27 protein-coding genes and 1 tRNA gene are annotated in these 16,523 nt (G+C 66.7%); 20 read left to right on the top strand and 8 right to left on the bottom strand.

Features of this window, described 5'->3' with window-relative positions:
* Nucleotides 1-17 precede the first annotated feature (17 nt).
* Nucleotides 18-1,574 carry a glutamate synthase-related protein gene (locus F579_RS0104350; RefSeq protein WP_019024098.1) on the bottom strand — a complete coding sequence of 519 codons (1,557 nt, stop codon included), beginning with the start codon at nt 1,572-1,574 and terminating at the stop codon, nt 18-20.
* Between the two features lie 129 nt (nt 1,575-1,703).
* Here F579_RS0104350 and pdxH point away from each other — a divergent pair, with 129 nt between their 5' ends.
* From pdxH to F579_RS0104365, 3 genes are all read left to right on the top strand, one after another.
* Nucleotides 1,704-2,348, top strand: coding sequence for a pyridoxamine 5'-phosphate oxidase (pdxH, locus tag F579_RS0104355; RefSeq protein WP_019024097.1), 645 nt, complete (start codon nt 1,704-1,706; stop codon nt 2,346-2,348).
* A gap of 78 nt (nt 2,349-2,426) precedes the next feature.
* A tRNA-Ser gene (locus F579_RS0104360) sits at nt 2,427-2,516 on the top strand.
* A 79-nt stretch (nt 2,517-2,595) separates the two neighbouring features.
* The gene (locus tag F579_RS0104365; protein WP_019024096.1) at nt 2,596-3,597 is read left to right on the top strand and encodes an integrase; all 1,002 of its coding nucleotides are present in this window, start codon (nt 2,596-2,598) and stop codon (nt 3,595-3,597) included.
* Nucleotides 3,598-4,101: 504 nt separating this feature from the next.
* Here F579_RS0104365 and F579_RS0104370 read toward each other — a convergent pair.
* From F579_RS0104370 to F579_RS0104400, 7 genes are all read right to left on the bottom strand, one after another.
* Nucleotides 4,102-4,638, bottom strand: coding sequence for a hypothetical protein (locus F579_RS0104370; protein ID WP_019024095.1), 537 nt, complete (start codon nt 4,636-4,638; stop codon nt 4,102-4,104).
* Nucleotides 4,635-4,829 (bottom strand): AlpA family transcriptional regulator, encoded by a 195-nt coding sequence (locus F579_RS0104375; RefSeq protein ID WP_019024094.1) that lies wholly within the window; start codon nt 4,827-4,829, stop codon nt 4,635-4,637. The genes F579_RS0104370 and F579_RS0104375 overlap by 4 nt, the downstream gene beginning before the upstream one ends.
* Nucleotides 4,822-5,076 (bottom strand): hypothetical protein, encoded by a 255-nt coding sequence (locus tag F579_RS0104380; RefSeq protein ID WP_019024093.1) that lies wholly within the window; start codon nt 5,074-5,076, stop codon nt 4,822-4,824. Before F579_RS0104380 ends, F579_RS0104375 begins: the two co-directional genes overlap by 8 nt.
* On the bottom strand, nt 5,073-5,894 hold the full coding sequence (bet, locus tag F579_RS0104385) for a phage recombination protein Bet (RefSeq protein ID WP_019024092.1): 822 nt from the start codon (nt 5,892-5,894) through the stop codon (nt 5,073-5,075). Before bet ends, F579_RS0104380 begins: the two co-directional genes overlap by 4 nt.
* 2 nt (nt 5,895-5,896) lie before the next feature.
* Entirely contained in the window at nt 5,897-6,823 is a 927-nt protein-coding gene (locus tag F579_RS0104390; RefSeq protein WP_019024091.1) for a YqaJ viral recombinase family protein, read from the bottom strand.
* Entirely contained in the window at nt 6,820-7,017 is a 198-nt protein-coding gene (locus F579_RS0104395) for a hypothetical protein (protein WP_019024090.1), read from the bottom strand. The genes F579_RS0104390 and F579_RS0104395 overlap by 4 nt, the downstream gene beginning before the upstream one ends.
* Nucleotides 7,018-7,159: 142 nt before the next feature.
* Nucleotides 7,160-7,738, bottom strand: a complete 579-nt coding sequence (locus F579_RS0104400; protein ID WP_019024089.1) for a helix-turn-helix domain-containing protein — start codon at nt 7,736-7,738, stop codon at nt 7,160-7,162.
* Between the two features lie 102 nt (nt 7,739-7,840).
* On the opposite strand from F579_RS0104400, the gene F579_RS0104405 reads away from it, so the two are divergent.
* The 17 genes from F579_RS0104405 (at nt 7,841) to terL (ending at nt 16,521) form a co-directional block, all read left to right on the top strand.
* Nucleotides 7,841-8,053: a Cro/CI family transcriptional regulator gene (locus F579_RS0104405; protein ID WP_019024088.1), complete on the top strand. Its 213-nt coding sequence runs from the start codon at nt 7,841-7,843 to the stop codon at nt 8,051-8,053.
* Nucleotides 8,050-8,874, top strand: coding sequence for a helix-turn-helix domain-containing protein (locus F579_RS0104410; RefSeq protein ID WP_019024087.1), 825 nt, complete (start codon nt 8,050-8,052; stop codon nt 8,872-8,874). Before F579_RS0104405 ends, F579_RS0104410 begins: the two co-directional genes overlap by 4 nt.
* A 34-nt stretch (nt 8,875-8,908) precedes the next feature.
* Nucleotides 8,909-9,244 carry a hypothetical protein gene (locus F579_RS0104415; protein WP_231365774.1) on the top strand — a complete coding sequence of 112 codons (336 nt, stop codon included), beginning with the start codon at nt 8,909-8,911 and terminating at the stop codon, nt 9,242-9,244.
* Complete coding sequence (locus F579_RS0104420; RefSeq protein ID WP_019024085.1) at nt 9,241-9,537, top strand: hypothetical protein; 297 nt, start codon at nt 9,241-9,243, stop codon at nt 9,535-9,537. Before F579_RS0104415 ends, F579_RS0104420 begins: the two co-directional genes overlap by 4 nt.
* On the top strand, nt 9,534-9,716 hold the full coding sequence (locus F579_RS0104425; protein WP_019024084.1) for a hypothetical protein: 183 nt from the start codon (nt 9,534-9,536) through the stop codon (nt 9,714-9,716). The genes F579_RS0104420 and F579_RS0104425 overlap by 4 nt, the downstream gene beginning before the upstream one ends.
* On the top strand, nt 9,713-9,949 hold the full coding sequence (locus F579_RS0104430) for a hypothetical protein (RefSeq protein WP_019024083.1): 237 nt from the start codon (nt 9,713-9,715) through the stop codon (nt 9,947-9,949). Before F579_RS0104425 ends, F579_RS0104430 begins: the two co-directional genes overlap by 4 nt.
* 1 nt (nt 9,950) lies before the next feature.
* Nucleotides 9,951-10,394, top strand: a complete 444-nt coding sequence (ssb, locus tag F579_RS0104435) for a single-stranded DNA-binding protein (RefSeq protein WP_019024082.1) — start codon at nt 9,951-9,953, stop codon at nt 10,392-10,394.
* Nucleotides 10,395-10,404: 10 nt separating this feature from the next.
* The gene (locus F579_RS15350; protein WP_019024081.1) at nt 10,405-10,563 is read left to right on the top strand and encodes a hypothetical protein; all 159 of its coding nucleotides are present in this window, start codon (nt 10,405-10,407) and stop codon (nt 10,561-10,563) included.
* On the top strand, nt 10,556-11,077 hold the full coding sequence (locus F579_RS0104445) for a class I SAM-dependent methyltransferase (RefSeq protein ID WP_019024080.1): 522 nt from the start codon (nt 10,556-10,558) through the stop codon (nt 11,075-11,077). The genes F579_RS15350 and F579_RS0104445 overlap by 8 nt, the downstream gene beginning before the upstream one ends.
* Nucleotides 11,078-11,209: 132 nt before the next feature.
* The gene (locus F579_RS0104450; protein ID WP_019024079.1) at nt 11,210-11,674 is read left to right on the top strand and encodes a VRR-NUC domain-containing protein; all 465 of its coding nucleotides are present in this window, start codon (nt 11,210-11,212) and stop codon (nt 11,672-11,674) included.
* The gene (locus F579_RS0104455) at nt 11,671-12,084 is read left to right on the top strand and encodes a Mor transcription activator family protein (RefSeq protein WP_019024078.1); all 414 of its coding nucleotides are present in this window, start codon (nt 11,671-11,673) and stop codon (nt 12,082-12,084) included. The genes F579_RS0104450 and F579_RS0104455 overlap by 4 nt, the downstream gene beginning before the upstream one ends.
* 26 nt (nt 12,085-12,110) lie before the next feature.
* Nucleotides 12,111-12,545 (top strand): hypothetical protein, encoded by a 435-nt coding sequence (locus F579_RS0104460; protein WP_019024077.1) that lies wholly within the window; start codon nt 12,111-12,113, stop codon nt 12,543-12,545.
* Nucleotides 12,535-12,918 (top strand): DUF1353 domain-containing protein, encoded by a 384-nt coding sequence (locus F579_RS0104465; RefSeq protein ID WP_019024076.1) that lies wholly within the window; start codon nt 12,535-12,537, stop codon nt 12,916-12,918. Before F579_RS0104460 ends, F579_RS0104465 begins: the two co-directional genes overlap by 11 nt.
* Nucleotides 12,915-13,328, top strand: coding sequence for a hypothetical protein (locus tag F579_RS0104470; protein ID WP_019024075.1), 414 nt, complete (start codon nt 12,915-12,917; stop codon nt 13,326-13,328). The genes F579_RS0104465 and F579_RS0104470 overlap by 4 nt, the downstream gene beginning before the upstream one ends.
* A gap of 3 nt (nt 13,329-13,331) precedes the next feature.
* Nucleotides 13,332-14,741, top strand: coding sequence for a DNA modification methylase (locus F579_RS0104475; protein ID WP_019024074.1), 1,410 nt, complete (start codon nt 13,332-13,334; stop codon nt 14,739-14,741).
* The gene (locus tag F579_RS0104480; RefSeq protein WP_019024073.1) at nt 14,738-15,190 is read left to right on the top strand and encodes a hypothetical protein; all 453 of its coding nucleotides are present in this window, start codon (nt 14,738-14,740) and stop codon (nt 15,188-15,190) included. Before F579_RS0104475 ends, F579_RS0104480 begins: the two co-directional genes overlap by 4 nt.
* A 161-nt stretch (nt 15,191-15,351) precedes the next feature.
* Nucleotides 15,352-16,521 carry a phage terminase large subunit gene (terL, locus tag F579_RS0104485; protein WP_231365773.1) on the top strand — a complete coding sequence of 390 codons (1,170 nt, stop codon included), beginning with the start codon at nt 15,352-15,354 and terminating at the stop codon, nt 16,519-16,521.
* The last annotated feature ends 2 nt before the right edge of the window (nt 16,522-16,523 follow it).

The following is a 16,523-nucleotide window of genomic DNA, read 5'->3' on the forward strand; positions in this document are numbered from 1 at the left end:
GAGCTCCACGCGTCGAGTCAGGACTTCGGGTACACCCCGGCGTACTGAATACCCGCCAGTTCCGCCAGCTCTCGGTCGAACGTCGTCAGGTCGTTCGGGCCGAAGTCCTCCAGACGGTTGTGGCCACAGGCCCGCGCCAGCACGCACATCAGCTCGCTCGAGGCCTGCAGGAAGCGCCCGAGCCGTTCCCCGCCCTCCTGGGGATCCAGCCGCGCCCGCAGCTTCGGGTCCTGTGTCGCCACACCGGACGGGCAGCGATTCGTGTGGCAGATCCGCGCACCCACGCAGCCCACCGCCTGGATCGCGGCATTCGCCAATGCAATGCCGTCCGCACCCAGCGCCAGGGCCTTCACGAAATCCGCAGGTGTACGCAGCCCGCCCGTCACCAGCAGCGTAACCCGGCCACTGGCGCCATTGGCATCCAGAAAGCGCCGCGCGCGGCCCAGTGCCGGAATCGTGGGCACACTGATGTGATCACGCAGCAGCGCGGGCGAGGCTCCAGTCCCGCCACCACGACCATCCAGGATCACGTAGTCCGCCCCCGCCTCCAGGGCAAAGGCCAGATCCGCCTCGATATGGTTGGCCGAGAGCTTGAAGCCGACGGGAATGCCCCCGGTCTTCTCCCGTACCTCGTCGGCAAAACGGCGGTAATCCGCGGGCGTCTCGAACCCGTCCAAGCTGGCTGGCGAGATGGCGTCCTGCCCCGCGTCGATCCCGCGCACCCGCGCGATCTCGTCACTCACCTTCGCCCCGGGCAGCACGCCGCCCACACCGGTCTTGGCTGCCTGGCCGGCCTTGAAATGAAAGGCCTGCACCTTCTCCAGCACCTCGTCGGAATAGCCGAACCGCGCCGGCCCCAACTCGAAAAGATAGCGCGAGTTCTCCGCCTGTTCGGCATCGAGCATCCCACCCTCGCCGGAACAGATCCCCGTGCCGGCCTGCTCGGCCCCGCGTGCCAGCGCGATCTTCGCCTCGCGCGACAGCGCGCCAAAGCTCATGTCCGACACCAGCATCGGGATATCCAGTTGCAGCGGCCGCTTCGCCTCCGGCCCGATCACCAGCCCCGTTTCGACCGGGGCCCCGTCCGGCAGCGGCCGGCTCGCCAGCTGCGCCGCCAGCAGCTGCAGGTCGTCCCATATCGGAAGCCGGCTGCGCGGCACACCCATGGCCACCGTCGGCCCGTAGTGGCCCACCTCGTCCAGCCCCGAACGGGCCATGCGATGGATCAGCTCGACATGCGGCTCCGTCTCGGTATTGCGCGGGTCCGGCGCCTCGTTACCTTCATCCTGGTCCGATTCGCCCTTTGACTCCGGCTCGGTCCCGATATCGTCCTCGTCGAACTGCTGGTGCGTCCCGTCACAGTACGGCAGATCACCCGATTGCTTGCACTGGCAAAGAAACGCCTCGCCGTCTTCCTCGGGAGTAAAGGCGATGGGCTCCAGCCCCGTCCCCTCGTGCGAGCCGTCGCAAAACGGCTGGTCCTTCGATCGCCCGCAGCGGCAGAAGTAGTACTCCTCCCCCTTCTTGAGCTCGACACCTTTGGGCTCCACTGCCGCGATCTTCGCTCCAGCCATCATCCGCTCCTTGCTGTTAGTACATACAGATTCAAGTAATGACCCTGTGACAACAAAGCCACCGCAAATTTCCCGTGCCGTTCGCGATAGCAGCCTTTATCATGTGCGCAAAGGCCACCGGGAGACCCGATGAGCACCACCGACCACCGCCACACCCGCCGCGACTACACCCAGGGCGAACTCCACCGCCGCGACCTGCTCGACAACCCCCTGACCCTGCTCGACCGCTGGCTGGTCGACGCGCGCGAGGCCGGAAACCCGGACCCCACCGCGATGATCCTCGCCACGGCCGACGCCGACGGCCAGCCCTCCGCGCGCACGGTTCTGCTCAAACATGTGGAGGGCGAAGACCTCTGCTGGTACACCGACTCCCGCAGCCGCAAGGGCCAGGACCTCACCGAGAACCCGCGCGCAGCCCTCCTGTTTTACTGGCCCGAGACCGAGCGCCAAATCCGCGTCGAAGGCAGCGTAACCGCCCTGCCCGGCGAGGCCGCCGACGAATACTTTGCCCAGCGCCCGCGCGCCAGCCAGCTGGCCGCAGCCGCCTCCATCCAGAGCCAGCCCATCGGCACCCGCGCCGAGCTCGAGGCCCGCGTCCAGACGCTGGAAAAGCAGTACCCCGAAGGCGCGATCCCCCGCGATCCCGCCTGGATCGGCTACCGCCTGCAGCCCGAGCTGTTCGAATTCTGGCAGGGGCGCGCCGGCCGCCTCCACGACCGCTTCCAGTACCACCGGGCGGACAATGGCTGGCACATCACTCGCCTGATGCCCTGACGCGCTACCGCAACGTCCTCCGAATCTGCTAGGATTCGCTCCGCCGTCGCGGCTCGACCCCGCACGGTAAAGCAATTCGGAGAGGTGCCGGAGTGGTCGAACGGGGCGGTCTCGAAAACCGTTGTACTCTCGCGAGTACCGAGGGTTCGAATCCCTCCCTCTCCGCCATATTCAAAGACTTGCGATCCGGCCAGACCGGGGGCCCTGGGACACCGGGGCGCGTTTGGGACAATCCTGGGACACCGCGATGGCAACGATAGAGAAGCGAGGCAAGACCTGGCGGGCGAAGATTCGCCGCCGAGGGTTCCCGGCGATCAGCCGCACGTTCGACACCCGATCCCAGGCGCAGCAATGGGCACGCCGGGAAGAGACCCGCATCGACCGGGACGAATGGGACGACCCAGGCGAGGCCCGGACCACCACCCTGCGCGAAGCGTTGGAGCGGTACCTCCGCGAAGTAACCCCCCGCAAGCGCGGCGCGCGCCAGGAGACCCTGCGGATTCAGGCCTGGATGCGCCACCCCCTAGCCGACCGCCCCCTCAGCCGCATCCGCAGCGCAGACCTTGCGGAGTACCGGGATGCCCGCCTAGAGGACGGCGTGAGCGGGCAGACGGTACGGAACGACCTGATCCCGATAAGCCACCTCTTCAACACCGCCCGCCGGGAATGGGGCATGACCGGCCTGCGGAACCCGGTAGAGGACGTGGCGAAGCCCGCCCCCAGCCGCGCGCGGGACCGGCGCCTGCGCCCGGGGGAGGAAGAGGCCCTGCTGGCGGCCGCCCCCACCACCGAATGGCGGGCCTTGATTACCCTGGCCCTTGAGACCGCCGCCCGCCGCAGCGAGCTACTCCGCCTGACATGGGACCGGATCGACACGAAGGCCCGCGTGGCGCACTTGACCGATACCAAGAACGGAGAGGACCGGCGCGTGCCCTTGAGCCCCCGCGCGCTGGAGGCCCTGCAGGAACTACGGGCCGGGCCCCGGCAAATCGACGGGCGCCTGTTCGACTTGAGCCTGGACGACCACAGCAACCGCTGGCGGGCCCTACGCAAGCGGGCCGGCATAGAGGACGTGCGCTTTCACGACTTGAGGCACGAAGGCACCAGCCGCCTGGTGGAGTGCGGCCTGTTCAACAGCGCCGAGGTAGCCGCGATCACCGGCCACAAGACGATGGTGATGCTTCGCCGGTATTACCACGCAGACGCCGCCCTGCTGGCGGATCGCATGGGCAAGGCGGGGAAAGGATAGGAGACGGCGCAGAGCCCGGTGTCCATTACCCGGTTAAAGGGAACGGACCCCACGCCATCCGGTGGTGCGCTTTGCCTTTTAAGCCTCGGTCAGATGCCTGTCGCTGCCCGTTCTGCATCGGTTCACCGGCCCGCCGCCCCCGTTCGCTACCCCTTCAGAGGGGGCCGCTTCCGCGCGGCTCGGCTCGCTACTAAGTTCTTGCCCGGTTAGCGTCTTCTGTTCGTCAGCTTTCCAGCATCTTCGGGGCCCGGTCACCGGCACCCCAAAGCACACCCCGCATGGAGCGGATAAAGGTGGATGGCGCGGGCCGGGCGCAACCTTAGCAGGGTACATCTGCGACAGGCACTCGACCCGAACCCAACGCCATCCGGTCCCGGTAGCCTTGTCGCTTCCCGCCCGCGCCTGGCTGCGAACCCCAGTTACACGGATTGCTCTAGAAACAACGCTGCGGGCAAGGCTACCGGCCGCATGCCGCGAGGCAAGGCCCCCGAAGGGGCCGCCATTCTAGGTCCGCTTCGCGCGATAGGCGAGCAAGCGGTGGAACTCCAGCGGGTCCGTGTGATGGTAGACGTACCGCAGCGGGTGGTTCCGGTTCGGACGCCAGCCGACCCACAGGAGACGCTCGGGCCGCAGATCGATGTGGAGCATAGCCCGATCCCCTTCCGTTCCCGAGTACATCTGGTCGGTGTAGATTCCCACCGCGCCCACATCCGGGTGCCGCTGGAACGCAGCCCAGGCATCCCACACGAAGGCCCAGTCCATGTAGAGATCGATGGCATCCGAGAGCGCCGGATTCCGCCCCTCGATAGAGTGCCGAGACCGGCCGCTCGGGCGCCAATGCCCGCCCACCAGCGGGTGCGGGTCCATCCGGTGCGTCGACGGCAGCGATTGCCGAACTTCCGAAACCAGGAGGATGAGGCCCGCGTCCTGGTATTCCAGCGGGCCCCCTTCCTCTTCCCCCCTCGGCCATTCCCAGGGGGAGAAATACGGGACTTGATCCCAGTCCAGATCGGAGGCCGGGAACCCCTTGTGGGCGCTCATTGCCGCCGGCCTTCGGACGCTTCGCGGGCCTGGCGTTCCAGCCATGCGTCGAAGTCCTCGCGGCGCCAGGCGCAGCGGCGCCCGATACGGAACGGGGCCGGGATTCCACCCCGGCGGATCAGGCCGCGCACCGCCGCCACGGACTTGTCCAGGCGGGCGGCCACGTCTTCGGAGTACAGGACATCAGCCATTGCAGTTTTCCTCGTTGAACAGTTCAGGATGGTAGTGGCGCAGCACGCGCTCGCACGCTTCGGAGCGCACCCAATACACGACCGAGCGCCGCAAGGTTTCACGCGAGGCCGCGACCGCTGCCCGCGCGTCTTCATCCGGCATACCTTCCGGCGGGACGAACCCGACCACCCGCAGGCGGCCGGGGTAGGCAGAGCGGGCCGCCTGCAGTAGCGCGGCCGCGACCAGGCGGCGAAGGCGGGCGATCATGCCCGCCCCCCCTCTTCCGCCCCGTCCATTTCGGACAGGAACTCGGGATCGACCTCGGCCGCTTCGGGTTCCGCTTCCGGTTCGGGCTCGGATTCGGCGCCGGCCGCGACCGGCTCCGCCTGGCGTTCCGACAGCTTCGCCTTGAGGCCCGCGACACCGGCCGTGGCCTGGCTGGGCGCCTGGTGTTCCAGGGCCGCGCCCGAATGCCCGAGGGCCGGGGCTTCGGAGCGCGCCGCCTCGCCTTCGATAATTCGGCTGGCCTCGTCCTGGTCGTAGATACCGGAGAAGCCGAAGGCGACGCGGGCGCCCTGGATCAGCGCCTTGTGGCGCAGAAACCGCTTAGTGTGGGTTTGCCAGGGGCCCGAGATCGGGTTGCCCCCGTTCCGGCTCCGCATGGGCGGGCGGTACACCTCGTCCAGGTATTCGCGCACCACAATCGGATGGGTCCGGTCCTTGCGATAGATCGCGACCTCGCACCATTCGGGGCACCGCTTGCCGCCTTCCGGTTCGGCCATTTCATCGGACCACCGGAACTCCAGGCCATCCATCGCCTTGTGGTCGTTGATGATTCGGGACCACCCGTCGACCGAGACCACCGGGATGATGCCGTCGCGGTCTTGGAAGGCGAACACTTCCTTAGTGAACGGGTTGAGCCCGTACTGGTCCGCGACGATCAGCAGCGCCGCCATCTGCTCGTTAGTAGGCGCCGAGCCGTCGCGCTGGCGGAACGCCGTGGCCTTCAGCGTTTGCCACATCTTCTCCGGTTCCATGTTGAACCGTTCCGCGAACTTCTGGACTAGCTTTTTCCCATCGGACATGACTATTCCCCCGCCTTCTTGTTGAACCGGAAATCGACGTACTCGGACGGTTCGACCTCGTAGCCCTTGCGCTTCACGACCTTGCGCACGAACCCGCCGCCGCCCGGCAGCGTGGCGACCGAGGCCGCCCCCGCCATTGCCTGCAGATGCGCCCGAGCGCCATCCACCACCGCCTGGTATTGCTTCGCTTGCGCCTGGGCATCCCACATGACCTCGGCCCACCGCTGGGCATCGTCGCCAAGCGCCACCGTTTCGCCGTTGGTGCCCGGGTACACCCGCCGCAGCACTTCGGCCGCGCGCTTGTGTTCGGGATCCACCGGCGGCGGCGTGCCCGCTTCAACCCGGCTCCAGAACTCGGCGCCCGCGTTGAGCAGGATTTGATCCATTTCGGGATCGCGCTCGACGGTATAGATGCGCAGTTCCGAGCCCCCGATCAGCGCAGCCACGTCCCACACCGGCATGTCCAGCACCAGCATGTAATGGCAGACCTGGGGCAAGTAGTAGGAGGCCACCTCGTCGGTACCGTCCGGGCCCCACAGATGGGACATGCGCAGCGAGACGTTCTTGATCTCGACCCCGCGCTTCTCCCCCACGACCCGGCGGTCGATATTGGCGAGCATGTACGGGGCCTGTTCCAGCGCGTGCTGCACGTTCGAGCGTTGCACCTTGCGGCCCGTCCGCTTCGCGTAGCCCTCGGCAATCGGGTCTTCGAGGATGGAGCCCCAAAAGCGCGGCCCCAGATCTTCATCTTCGGCGTCTTCGCGCGGCTGGTACCCGTGCTCTTCAGCCAGATCGGGCCGCTTGTCGTAGAAGACATCGATGGCCTGTTTCCAGGGATCGAGCCCCAGGATGGCCGCCATGTCGGAGCCCCCGATGCCCGCCCGGCGGGCCTCGAGGAACGCGGCGCGTTCAGCAGCGGCGGCGCTCATTTCGCACCCCCGGCCTGGACGACGGACAGGCGACGGACACCCGCCGGCGTTTCTTTCGGGTCCAGCCGGTACACCGACCGACCGCCCTGCGACACCATGCGGAGATCGCACCCCGCCGCGTCGGCCATTTCACGCAGCACCCGTAAAGGAGTGCTGGACGGCAGGCGAACCGTTACCTCGATATTCTGTTCCATGTTGATCCCCTTGCTTGCTTGTGACGTACACCAGCCGCTAACGGCCGGTGACGACAAGTACAGCACAGGTGCATACCGAGGTGCAAGAGGGCAAAAAAAAGCCCCGCCAATGCGGGGCCGGTTTACAGCAGGCGGGGCCGGGTTACGCGACCAACTGCGGCGAAGACCGTGTGCCCCCAATAAACACCACGCGGCGCAATTCCGACCGTGCGACCCAGCGGCGGGGCCCGCCGAGGGTCGGCATTAGCAGCACGCGGTCTTCGGTTTCGGAAAGCAGCGTATCGACCGACAGCGAACCGTCGACCTGTTCCACCAGCACATCCGCCCCGGGGGACGGATGCAGCGAGGGCGCCATGATTAAGACCTCGCCGTCGCGGTAGCGCGGATCAAGATCGCTACCCACCACGCGCAGCGCAAAGGCCTGGGGATCGGTGCAGGGCACCTCTTCCAGGTAGCCCGTAGGCTTGTCCGTTATTGATTTGAGCGTGCCATACACCGGTATTCCCCTCCTGTTCGATTCCGCATCTTGCCCAAGAAACCAGGGGATCGGATAACCAAGGGCCTCCGCGACGCGGGCCAGGTTCTCGACCGTGATGTGGCCGGTTTGAATCCACCCCGTGACGGCAGACGGAGACACCTCGGCCTCGCGAGCCAGCCAGCGCTGGCTTTTCCCGTTCTCTTCCAGCGCGCGGGAAATACGCGCCCCTACCTCTTCTTTCATCGTTCTCCCCCGAGAAACCCCGGCGTACAGCAGGGCTGTACATTAAGCCAAGGTTAAATTATGGTGTCACGACCATACAGCAGAGCGCAACACCTACGAGCCATGATCAACGAACACGTCGACCAAGCGGTGGATTTATTGGGGGGCCCGAGCCAGGCCGCAAAGGCGCTCGGCGTGTCCCCCTCGTTTATTTGCCAGATGCGCGACGGACTCAAAGCCGTTCCCGCGATTCGGGCGCTCCAGTTCGAGCGGGCCACGGCCGGCGCAGTACGCGCGGTGGACCTTTGCCCCGCCCTTGTTGAGGTGGCGGCATGAGCCTGGACGCCACCGTATGGGCATGGAATCAGCGCGTCGGCCGTAGCAGCGCGAAGCTAGTCCTGTTGAGCCTTGCCGACCGCGCGAACGACCAGGGCATCGCCTACCCCAGCATTGACCGCCTCCGGTTTGATACAGAGCTCGACCGGAAGACGGTTATGCACAGCATAGGGTATCTGGAGCAACACGGCCTCATCAAAGCCGACAAGATGGCGGGTAAAGCGACACGGTACCACCTCCAAGGTGTTCAGGACCGCGCAGAGATCGCCGCAACCACCAGTCCCAAAAACGGGACCAGTCCCAAAATTGGGACCGGTACCAAAAACGGGACCGCACCAGTCCCAAAAACGGGACCGGACCCGTCCCAAAATTGGGACACGAACCTATCAAGAACCTACCAAGAACCCCCCAATAAAGAATCTGGCGCGCAGAAGGCGAGCCGGAAGTCGAGCAAGGCGCTCGACACTTCCGCCCTACCCGCAGACCTCAGCCCCGAGGTATGGGCCGACTTCCTACAGCACCGCAAAGCCCTCAAGGCACCGGTTAACCAGACCGTCGTGAACCGCATGGCCGCCGAGTTCCAGCGGGCACGCGAAGACGGCTGGGAACCGGACGACGCCCTGGGCGAAACGATGGCGGCCGGCTGGCGGGGATTGAAGGCGGACTACCTACGCAACCGCAGTAAGACCACAGGAGGCAAGCATGCAGCGAGCGGGAAACCTAGCAGCAAGGGCAGCGCCATCGACCGGGTCCGGGCCGCCAACCGGCACCACGAACCCGACAGCGGACCCCGGACCATCCCAGGCGAGCGGGTTGGGTGAGCGGCACATCAGCCGCTTGTGGGAACGCATGACGATGGCCTTTGGACACCGATGGACAAGCCAGTACGGGGAGGCAGACGACGGCACCTGGCTGCACCGGCTACGCGACCTCACCCCGCAGCAAGTAGCGGCGGGAATCGAGGCAACCGAGACCAGTGGGGAAGACTGGCCGCCAACGTTGCCCGCCTTCCGCGCCCGATGCCTGGGGCGCCGGGGCGCCGAGTTCGGCCTCGACTACACGCCGGAGGTGTACCGCAAGGGCCCGCCGGAATCCGACCCCGCGCGGCTCTTGAGCAGCGACGAACGCAAAGAGCAACGCGAGGAAAACCTGCGCCGTTGGCGCGAACTTCGACAGAAGGTGGGGATATGAACCACGCACAAAAAAGGACCGCCGGGGGAGCGGCGGCCCTGGTACTTCACAAGCAAGCGGCAAGCAAACCGCAGGGGCAGTGTATCAAGCCCGAACTGGCGGCGGTAGTGGAGGCCCGGCCCGGCTACACGGCCGCCGAGATTGCCCACACGCTCGGCGTCCAACCCGACCAGGTACGCCGGGCCATCTACCGGGCCCACCTGGGGCAGCGCCTGCAGGCCGGCCCGATGCGCCGCTGCGTAAAGACCGGACGGCGCGCAAACACCTGGTACTTGCAGGAGGGAACCCAATGAACCCGATGAGCCCATGCAGCCGGTACAGCTTCGAGGAAGAGATCGAGCGGGACGACGCCGCCGCCGAACGGGCCTGGCGACGCGGGATCACCTGGACCCGCATGCACCGCAGCGCCCCGCAGGGGCCGCATGCACCGCAGCCGAACAACGAACGCAACGAAGAGGGGGAGGAAGAGTGAAGCGATACACCCTGGACGACGGGACCACCGGTACCGCCGAGGAACTCGCCGCGATGGCCCCAGGCGGCGTGACCGCCAAGGCCATCCGGCACCGGCTACGCAAGACGAACCGGCGGGAGTACGTCCTCATGAGCCCAAAGCAGATGAAGCACTTTGGTCAGCAGGCATGGCGCGGCCGGTACCGGTTGCATCTACCGAACACGCCACCGAAACACGAACAGCAAGGAGCCTGACATGGCGCGCGGAGTGAACAAGGTAATCCTTCTCGGGAACCTGGGGGACGACCCCGAACGCCGAGAGACCCCGAACGGCGTCACCGTGACCAACCTACGCCTCGCTACCAGCGAGCAATGGAAGGACAAGAACACCGGTGAAAAGCAGGAAGCGACCGAGTGGCACCGCGTGGTGCTGTTCGGGAAGGTTGCCGAGATTGCAGCCGAGTACCTGACCAAGGGGAGCCAGGTGTACATCGAGGGGCAAATCCGCACCCGCAAGTGGCAAGACCAGAGCGGAAACGACCGGTACAGCACCGAGATCGTGGCCCGCGACATGCAGCTAATCGGCGGCGGGGGGCAGCGCGGGCACCAGGGCGGCGGCACTAGCCAGCCGGCGGCCCCGGACGCACAAGGCCAGGCCCCCGCCTCGCAGCCGTTCGACGATGACGACCTGCCGTTCTAGGGGGGAGAGCATGGCGAAGAGCAACCGCAGGATCGTGAACGTAGACCTTTCGCAACCGCAGGAGACCACCCGGCCCAGGGCCGGCAAGAAACGCCAGGCGTCGGCGAAGGCGAAGACCAAGGGCAAGCGCAAGGGGGCGAAGCCGGTGGATGGGGTGGTAAATGTCTGACCAGATACCGCTGGCCCTCGACCCCTGCTGCGGCTCCCGGATGATGTGGTTCGATAAGGAGCGCCCGGACGTGCTGTTCGGAGATAACCGGGCGGAAACAATCACGGTTACAGATCGTTCGCATGGCCAAGAGGGCGGCACCCGGACGCTGCGTATCGCCCCTGATGTTCGGACGGACTTTCGGGATCTGCCGTACCCCGACGAGTCGTTCTATCTCGTCGCCTTTGACCCGCCGCACCTGGTGCGCGCGGGCCGCAAGTCCTGGCTTGCGGCCAAGTACGGGAGGCTCGGCGCGGACTGGCGTGACGATCTACGGGCCGGATTCGCTGAGTGTTTTCGTGTCCTGAAGCCGAACGGAACCCTGGTGTTCAAGTGGAACGAGACGCAGATCAAAGCCCGGGAGGTCTTGGCCCTAGCACCACATCGCCCGCTATTCGGGCACACCGGCGGCAAGCGCGACACGCACTGGATGGTGTTCATGAAACCGGAAGGGGGCAACACCGGAATGACATAGACCAAGGCAGCCGGGGCCCCACCAGGGCCCCGTGCGCTGCGGGATGGGCCGGGGCACCCCTCGGGGGCCTCCCACCCCCACCCCTACGCCGCCCACCCCGGCCCATCACCGGAGCGCACACCGGAACCGAGCATGACGACGAAACGCAAACCGCCACGGCACGTTGAAGACGACCACCAGCGGGCCCTGGTTCAGTGGGCCAGCCACCGCCTGTTGAGGCCCGCCCCGGACGTAGAGCCCGGCGCCACCCTGGGGGATTACTTGTACGCGGTACCCAACGGGGGCAACCGGGGCCGGATCGAGGCCGCCCGCTTGAAGGGGCTCGGCGTAAAGGCCGGCGTTTCCGACTTGAAGCTGCCGCTCGCGCGCGGCGGCTACGCGGGGCTTTACCTGGAGATGAAAAAGCCCCGCTCCGCGTTCAGGAGCCCCCGGGAAGCGGAACGGGCGATCTCCGACAGCCAGGCCGAATGGCGGGACCGCATGATCCGGGCCGGCTACCGCTGGGCCATCGCCTACGGATGGGATGAAGCCCGAGAGATTCTGACCGACTACCTCGCGCAGCCGCGCACCACCCTCGCAACGGAGAGCACCGCATGACCAGCAAGCTAGTGGCCGAACTGGCAGACGCTATCGGATACCAGCCCACCGTGCGCCTGATTCGCGCCTACGGGGGCCGCCGCTTGTACATACCGCGCCAGGCAGACCCGGAACACCCGATCACCCTGACCGTGGGGCACACGGCCGCAACGCAGCTTTGCGACCAGTACCCCGGCACCCGCCTCGACCTACCCGACGAACAGACCAGCCTGCTGGAGCTTCGCAACCGCCGCATCGTGGCCGAAAGCCAGCGCGGCCGGGAGACCCGGGCCCTGGCCCGTGATTACGGGTTGAGCCCCCGCATGATTCGCAAGATTCTCGACGCGGCCGGGGCACGGAAGGCCGCCGGCGCGGCTCGGCAGGCGGAAACGGTCCCCCCTGATCGCGTGTTCTTGACCCCGGGACAATAGGCGAAACCCACACCACGGCCACCACCATGACCGTCACCCGAATCGCCGCCGCCTTTCTGGCCGCCGCCGTTGCCCTTTCGGCCGGTTGCGCCACCCTGACGCAGAGCCCCACCGCCGCGAAGATCGTCACGCAGCAAGCCGTGGCCCGTTGGATCGGGGAAGACCCCGGCCGCGCCGCCGAGACGCGCCGGATCGTGGTCGAAGTACGCGGGCACCTGGACGACCGCACCACCAGCCTTGAGCGCCTCGACCAGCGCGTGCGAGACGCCATCCGCTGGGAAGACCTCGACCCAGCCGACCGGCTTCTGTTGCATGACCTTCTGACCGCCCTGCGCGCCGAGCTTGTGGAGCGGTTCGGGGAGCGGGAACTGAGCCCGCACCGCCGGGAGCGCCTGGAGCGCGTGGCCGATTGGATTGAAGAGGCCGCCGCGCGGTTGGAGGAAGACGGCCGTGGGATTTGAGGCACCGCTGAAGGTAAAGCACCTGGGCCCGAAGCGCTGGCGATTGATGGCGCCCCTTCCCTACCGGGCCAGCGACGGCACCCGCTACACCGCCCCGCTGGGTTTCGTTACCGACTTCGCCAGCGTTCCGCGCCTGCCCCTGGCCTACCTGTTGACCGGCAACACGGCGCACAAGGCCGCCGCCGTTCACGATTACCTCTATGACGCCGGCATCACCAGCCGCAAGCGCGCGGATCAGGTATTCCGAGAGGCCATGCGGGACAGCGGCGTGCCGTACTGGCGCCGCGCCATGATGTACCGCGCCGTGCGCGCCGGGGGCTGGCTCCCCTGGAACCGGTACCGGCGCCGCGACGCAGACCAGGGGGCCGCATGAGCGAAGAGATTACCGCGATCAGCATCGTCGGGCTGGTTTTCGGCGCCGGCTTGTTCTGGACGACCGTGACCCTATGGGCGGTCAAGGCCTTGCTCGAGAGGCAGGCCCGGAACAATGCCGCAAGCCTGGAGAAACAGGCGAGTGACTACCGAGAGGCCTTGAATCGGATCGAGAACAGCATCAAGTCGGTCGAGGGCAGCGAGAAGCTAAACCGGGACGCCATCCACCGCCTCGACCTAGAGACCGAGCGGCTGCGCTTGGAGATTCACCGGGAGATGCAGAGCACCTATGTCGGCCGGGAAGAGTTCACCGAACTGAAGCAATGGATCCAGGAGATACATCAGAGCGTGCGCACGCACGAGGCGGCCTTCAACACGCCGGCCAAGGCGCTCGGACACCGGGGGAAATAGCACATGCAGCCAATCGCCAACCGCATCACCGGGGAAGGGGAAGAGAGCCCGGACGACCTTCTCGCCAACCCCCTGAACCACCGCGTACACCCGGAGGAACAGCAGAAGGCCCTAGAGGGGGCCCTGCGGGAAGTCGGCTGGGTTCAGCGCGTGATCGTGAACACCACCACCGGGCACGTTGTCGACGGGCACGCCCGCGTGGCTCTCGCACAGCGCCGAGGGGAGCCCACGGTACCCGTGGTCTACGTGGAGCTTTCCGAACACGAAGAGCGGGTGATCCTGGCGGCCCTGGACGCGGTGACCAACCTAGCCGGCGTCGATGACGACATGCTGGCGCAGATTCTGGACGGCCTAGAGGTTGAGGACGCCGATCTGGCCGCCTTCCTCGACAGCCTTCTGGACGGGGGGGAAGAGGAAGCGGAGGAAGGCGAGACCGACGAAGACGACGTGCCCGAGGCGATGGACGACGCCACCAGCCAGGCGGGGGACGTTTGGGTCATGGGGCCGCACCGCTTGATCTGTGGCGACGCGACCAACATCGGAGACGTGGAGGCGGTGACGCGCGGCTACCCGGTCGACATGGTCTGGACCGACCCGCCGTATAACGTCGATTACAGCAGCAAGAACGAAGCGCTCAACGCAGCGGACAAGGGGAACCGCGTCCAGCGCGCCATCGCACACGACAAGATGGGCGATCCCGAGTTCTTGCGGTTCCTGACCGATGCCATGACCAGCGCCTGGGCGGTAACGAAGGAAGGGGGCGCGGTCTACGTGGCACATGCCGACAGCCAGGGCCTACCCTTCCGCACCGCGATGGTTCAGGCCGGCTGGGACATTAAGCAGTGCCTGGTATGGGTAAAGAACAACATCGTGCTCGGGCGCCAGGACTACCAGTGGCAGCACGAACCGATCCTCTACGGTTGGAAGCCCGGGGCCGCCCACACCTGGCTGGGGGAGTTCGACAAGCGCACCGTGGTCGATGACGAACCGGACCCGAAGAGCATGACCAAAGCGGAGATGCTCGCGGAGATTAAGCGCCTGCGCCTGGCCTTGAACACCAGCGCCCCGCGCGTCGACAAGCCCCACGCCAGCGAAGACCACCCGACCATGAAGCCGGTGGAACTGGTGGCGCACATGATCCGCAACAGCGCCCGGGAGGGAGAGGCGGTCCTCGACCTATTCGCCGGGAGCGGGACCACCCTGATCGCGTGCGTTCAGTACCGACGCGAGGCCCGGCTGGTAGAGCAAGACCCGCACTATTGCGACGTGATTGTCCGCCGCTGGATGAAGTACACCGGGGAGGAAGCGGTCCTCGAGGCCACCGGGGAGACATTCAGCGACGTGATGGAGCGCCGGGAGGCGGGCGCGGTTGATACACCTGGGGTTGATTCCGGGGAGGAAGACGCCGCATGAGCGCCACGTCCGCAGGCCGCCTGACCGCCGCCGAGCGCAAGGCCCGGGCAATGCAGCTACGCACCACCGGGGCAACCTATGTGCAGATCGGGGAGGTTCTCGGGGTTTCCGCACAGGCCGCCCACAAGATGGTCACCAAGGCGCTGGACGAATTGAAGACGCTGACCGAGACCGAGGCGGAAACGGTACGCACCCTGGAGCTTGACCGGCTCGACCGCGCACAGCGGGCCATCTGGACACAGGTGGCGAAGGGGAACCTCGGCGCGGTAGACCGGCTGCTGAAGATTCAAGCCAGACGCGCGGCCCTACTGGGTCTCGACGCCCCGCAGAAACACGCCACGACCGACCCGAGCGGAGAGGAAGAGCGCCCGGCCGGCGTCGTGGTATTGCCCGCAGGTTGCGACAGCGTGGACGAATGGCTGCAACAGCACTCGCAGACGGACGGCTAGTCGTATGGAGCCCACAACCCGGACCACAGACCGCGCTCGTAACCTGCCCCGTGGAGGATTTGCTATTCGGGGGAGCTCGCGGGGGCGGGAAGACGGACGGGGCGATAGGGGACTGGATAGCCCAGTGGGAGCGGTACGGGGACAAGGCCCGGGGCCTGTTCATGCGCCGAACCTACGACGAACTGGACGAGGTAAAGGCCCGGCTGGACGAGATCATGCCGGCGATAGGCGCGGAATGGAAAGGCCAGCGGAACACCTGGGTGATGCCCGGGGGGAACAGCGCTGGGGGCGCCTTGAAACTGCGGTACCTGGCGAAGGATGCCGACGCCGCCCGCTACCAGGGGCACAGCTACACCTGGGTCTGCATAGACGAGGCGGGGAACTTCGCCACCCCGGAGCCGATAGACAAGCTACGGGGCACGCTTCGGAGCAAGTACGGCGTGCCTTGCAAGCTACGCCTGACCGCGAACCCCGGGGGGCCGGGGCAGGGTTGGATCGTTCAGCGGTATGTGGACCCCGCCCCGCCCATGACGGTCCACACGGACCCCACGACCGGCACGCAGCGCGTATTTATACCGAGCAAGCTGGACGACAACCCGGCGCTCTTGCAGAACGACCCGGGGTACAAGCGCCGGCTGCGCAGTTCGGGCCCCGCGTGGCTTGTGAGCGCCTGGCTCGATGGCGATTGGCGGGCGAACCCCGAGGGCGGGATCATCAAGAACGCCTGGCTGCAGCACTACGGCACGCCCCCGGCGCACCGGAAGGCCCGCACCCAAAGCTGGGACACCGCGTACAAGGCAAAGGAACACAACGATCCGAGCGTTTGCACGACCTGGGACACGAACAAGTCGGGGCACTACCTGCGCGACGTATGGCGGGACCGGGCCCCCTACCCGGACCTCAAGCGCGCGGTGATCAACGCAGCGGAGAAGTGGCAACCCGACGCCATCCTGATCGAAGACAAGGCCAGCGGGCAGAGCTTGATCCAAGACCTGCGCAGCGAGACGCGCCTGCCGATCATTGCCATAGAGCCCGAGGGGGACAAGGTAACGCGCGCGATTGCCACCAGCGCCGCCTGGGAAGCCGGCCGGGTATTGCTACCCGAGGCCGCGCCCTGGCTGCTGGACTTCGAGCTAGAGCTAACCCTGTTTCCGCAGGCACCACACGATGACCGGGTGGACAGCGTGACCCAGTTTCTGAAGTGGATCGAGGGCCGCGCCGCCTGGATGGAGTTCGCCAGCACCGGCACCGGCGCCCGCGACCCCGAACGACACGACGCAGACACCGGCTGGGGCCGGATTCGCAGCGAACACGACATGCGAGGGTATTGAGA

The sequence above is a fragment of the Thioalkalivibrio sp. ALJ21 genome, from assembly GCF_000378605.1.
In the GTDB taxonomy this organism is placed as follows: Bacteria; Pseudomonadota; Gammaproteobacteria; order Ectothiorhodospirales; family Ectothiorhodospiraceae; genus Thioalkalivibrio.

What these genes read in the sequence shown, in the direction of transcription:
- F579_RS0104395 (WP_019024090.1), bottom strand. Translation starts at nt 7,017, where the DNA reads ATGGAACAGAATATCGAGGTAACGGTTCGCCTGCCGTCCAGCACTCCT.
- F579_RS0104480 (WP_019024073.1), top strand. Translation starts at nt 14,738, where the DNA reads ATGAGCGCCACGTCCGCAGGCCGCCTGACCGCCGCCGAGCGCAAGGCC.
- F579_RS0104365 (WP_019024096.1), top strand. Translation starts at nt 2,596, where the DNA reads ATGGCAACGATAGAGAAGCGAGGCAAGACCTGGCGGGCGAAGATTCGC.
- F579_RS0104475 (WP_019024074.1), top strand. Translation starts at nt 13,332, where the DNA reads ATGCAGCCAATCGCCAACCGCATCACCGGGGAAGGGGAAGAGAGCCCG.
- F579_RS0104450 (WP_019024079.1), top strand. Translation starts at nt 11,210, where the DNA reads ATGACGACGAAACGCAAACCGCCACGGCACGTTGAAGACGACCACCAG.
- F579_RS0104390 (WP_019024091.1), bottom strand. Translation starts at nt 6,823, where the DNA reads ATGAGCGCCGCCGCTGCTGAACGCGCCGCGTTCCTCGAGGCCCGCCGG.
- F579_RS15350 (WP_019024081.1), top strand. Translation starts at nt 10,405, where the DNA reads ATGGCGAAGAGCAACCGCAGGATCGTGAACGTAGACCTTTCGCAACCG.
- terL (WP_231365773.1), top strand. Translation starts at nt 15,352, where the DNA reads ATGCGCCGAACCTACGACGAACTGGACGAGGTAAAGGCCCGGCTGGAC.
- bet (WP_019024092.1), bottom strand. Translation starts at nt 5,894, where the DNA reads ATGTCCGATGGGAAAAAGCTAGTCCAGAAGTTCGCGGAACGGTTCAAC.
- F579_RS0104375 (WP_019024094.1), bottom strand. Translation starts at nt 4,829, where the DNA reads ATGGCTGATGTCCTGTACTCCGAAGACGTGGCCGCCCGCCTGGACAAG.
- F579_RS0104380 (WP_019024093.1), bottom strand. Translation starts at nt 5,076, where the DNA reads ATGATCGCCCGCCTTCGCCGCCTGGTCGCGGCCGCGCTACTGCAGGCG.
- F579_RS0104370 (WP_019024095.1), bottom strand. Translation starts at nt 4,638, where the DNA reads ATGAGCGCCCACAAGGGGTTCCCGGCCTCCGATCTGGACTGGGATCAA.
- F579_RS0104425 (WP_019024084.1), top strand. Translation starts at nt 9,534, where the DNA reads ATGAACCCGATGAGCCCATGCAGCCGGTACAGCTTCGAGGAAGAGATC.
- F579_RS0104445 (WP_019024080.1), top strand. Translation starts at nt 10,556, where the DNA reads ATGTCTGACCAGATACCGCTGGCCCTCGACCCCTGCTGCGGCTCCCGG.
- F579_RS0104420 (WP_019024085.1), top strand. Translation starts at nt 9,241, where the DNA reads ATGAACCACGCACAAAAAAGGACCGCCGGGGGAGCGGCGGCCCTGGTA.
- F579_RS0104400 (WP_019024089.1), bottom strand. Translation starts at nt 7,738, where the DNA reads ATGAAAGAAGAGGTAGGGGCGCGTATTTCCCGCGCGCTGGAAGAGAAC.
- ssb (WP_019024082.1), top strand. Translation starts at nt 9,951, where the DNA reads ATGGCGCGCGGAGTGAACAAGGTAATCCTTCTCGGGAACCTGGGGGAC.
- F579_RS0104410 (WP_019024087.1), top strand. Translation starts at nt 8,050, where the DNA reads ATGAGCCTGGACGCCACCGTATGGGCATGGAATCAGCGCGTCGGCCGT.
- F579_RS0104405 (WP_019024088.1), top strand. Translation starts at nt 7,841, where the DNA reads ATGATCAACGAACACGTCGACCAAGCGGTGGATTTATTGGGGGGCCCG.
- F579_RS0104470 (WP_019024075.1), top strand. Translation starts at nt 12,915, where the DNA reads ATGAGCGAAGAGATTACCGCGATCAGCATCGTCGGGCTGGTTTTCGGC.
- F579_RS0104350 (WP_019024098.1), bottom strand. Translation starts at nt 1,574, where the DNA reads ATGGCTGGAGCGAAGATCGCGGCAGTGGAGCCCAAAGGTGTCGAGCTC.
- F579_RS0104455 (WP_019024078.1), top strand. Translation starts at nt 11,671, where the DNA reads ATGACCAGCAAGCTAGTGGCCGAACTGGCAGACGCTATCGGATACCAG.
- F579_RS0104460 (WP_019024077.1), top strand. Translation starts at nt 12,111, where the DNA reads ATGACCGTCACCCGAATCGCCGCCGCCTTTCTGGCCGCCGCCGTTGCC.
- F579_RS0104415 (WP_231365774.1), top strand. Translation starts at nt 8,909, where the DNA reads ATGGCCTTTGGACACCGATGGACAAGCCAGTACGGGGAGGCAGACGAC.
- pdxH (WP_019024097.1), top strand. Translation starts at nt 1,704, where the DNA reads ATGAGCACCACCGACCACCGCCACACCCGCCGCGACTACACCCAGGGC.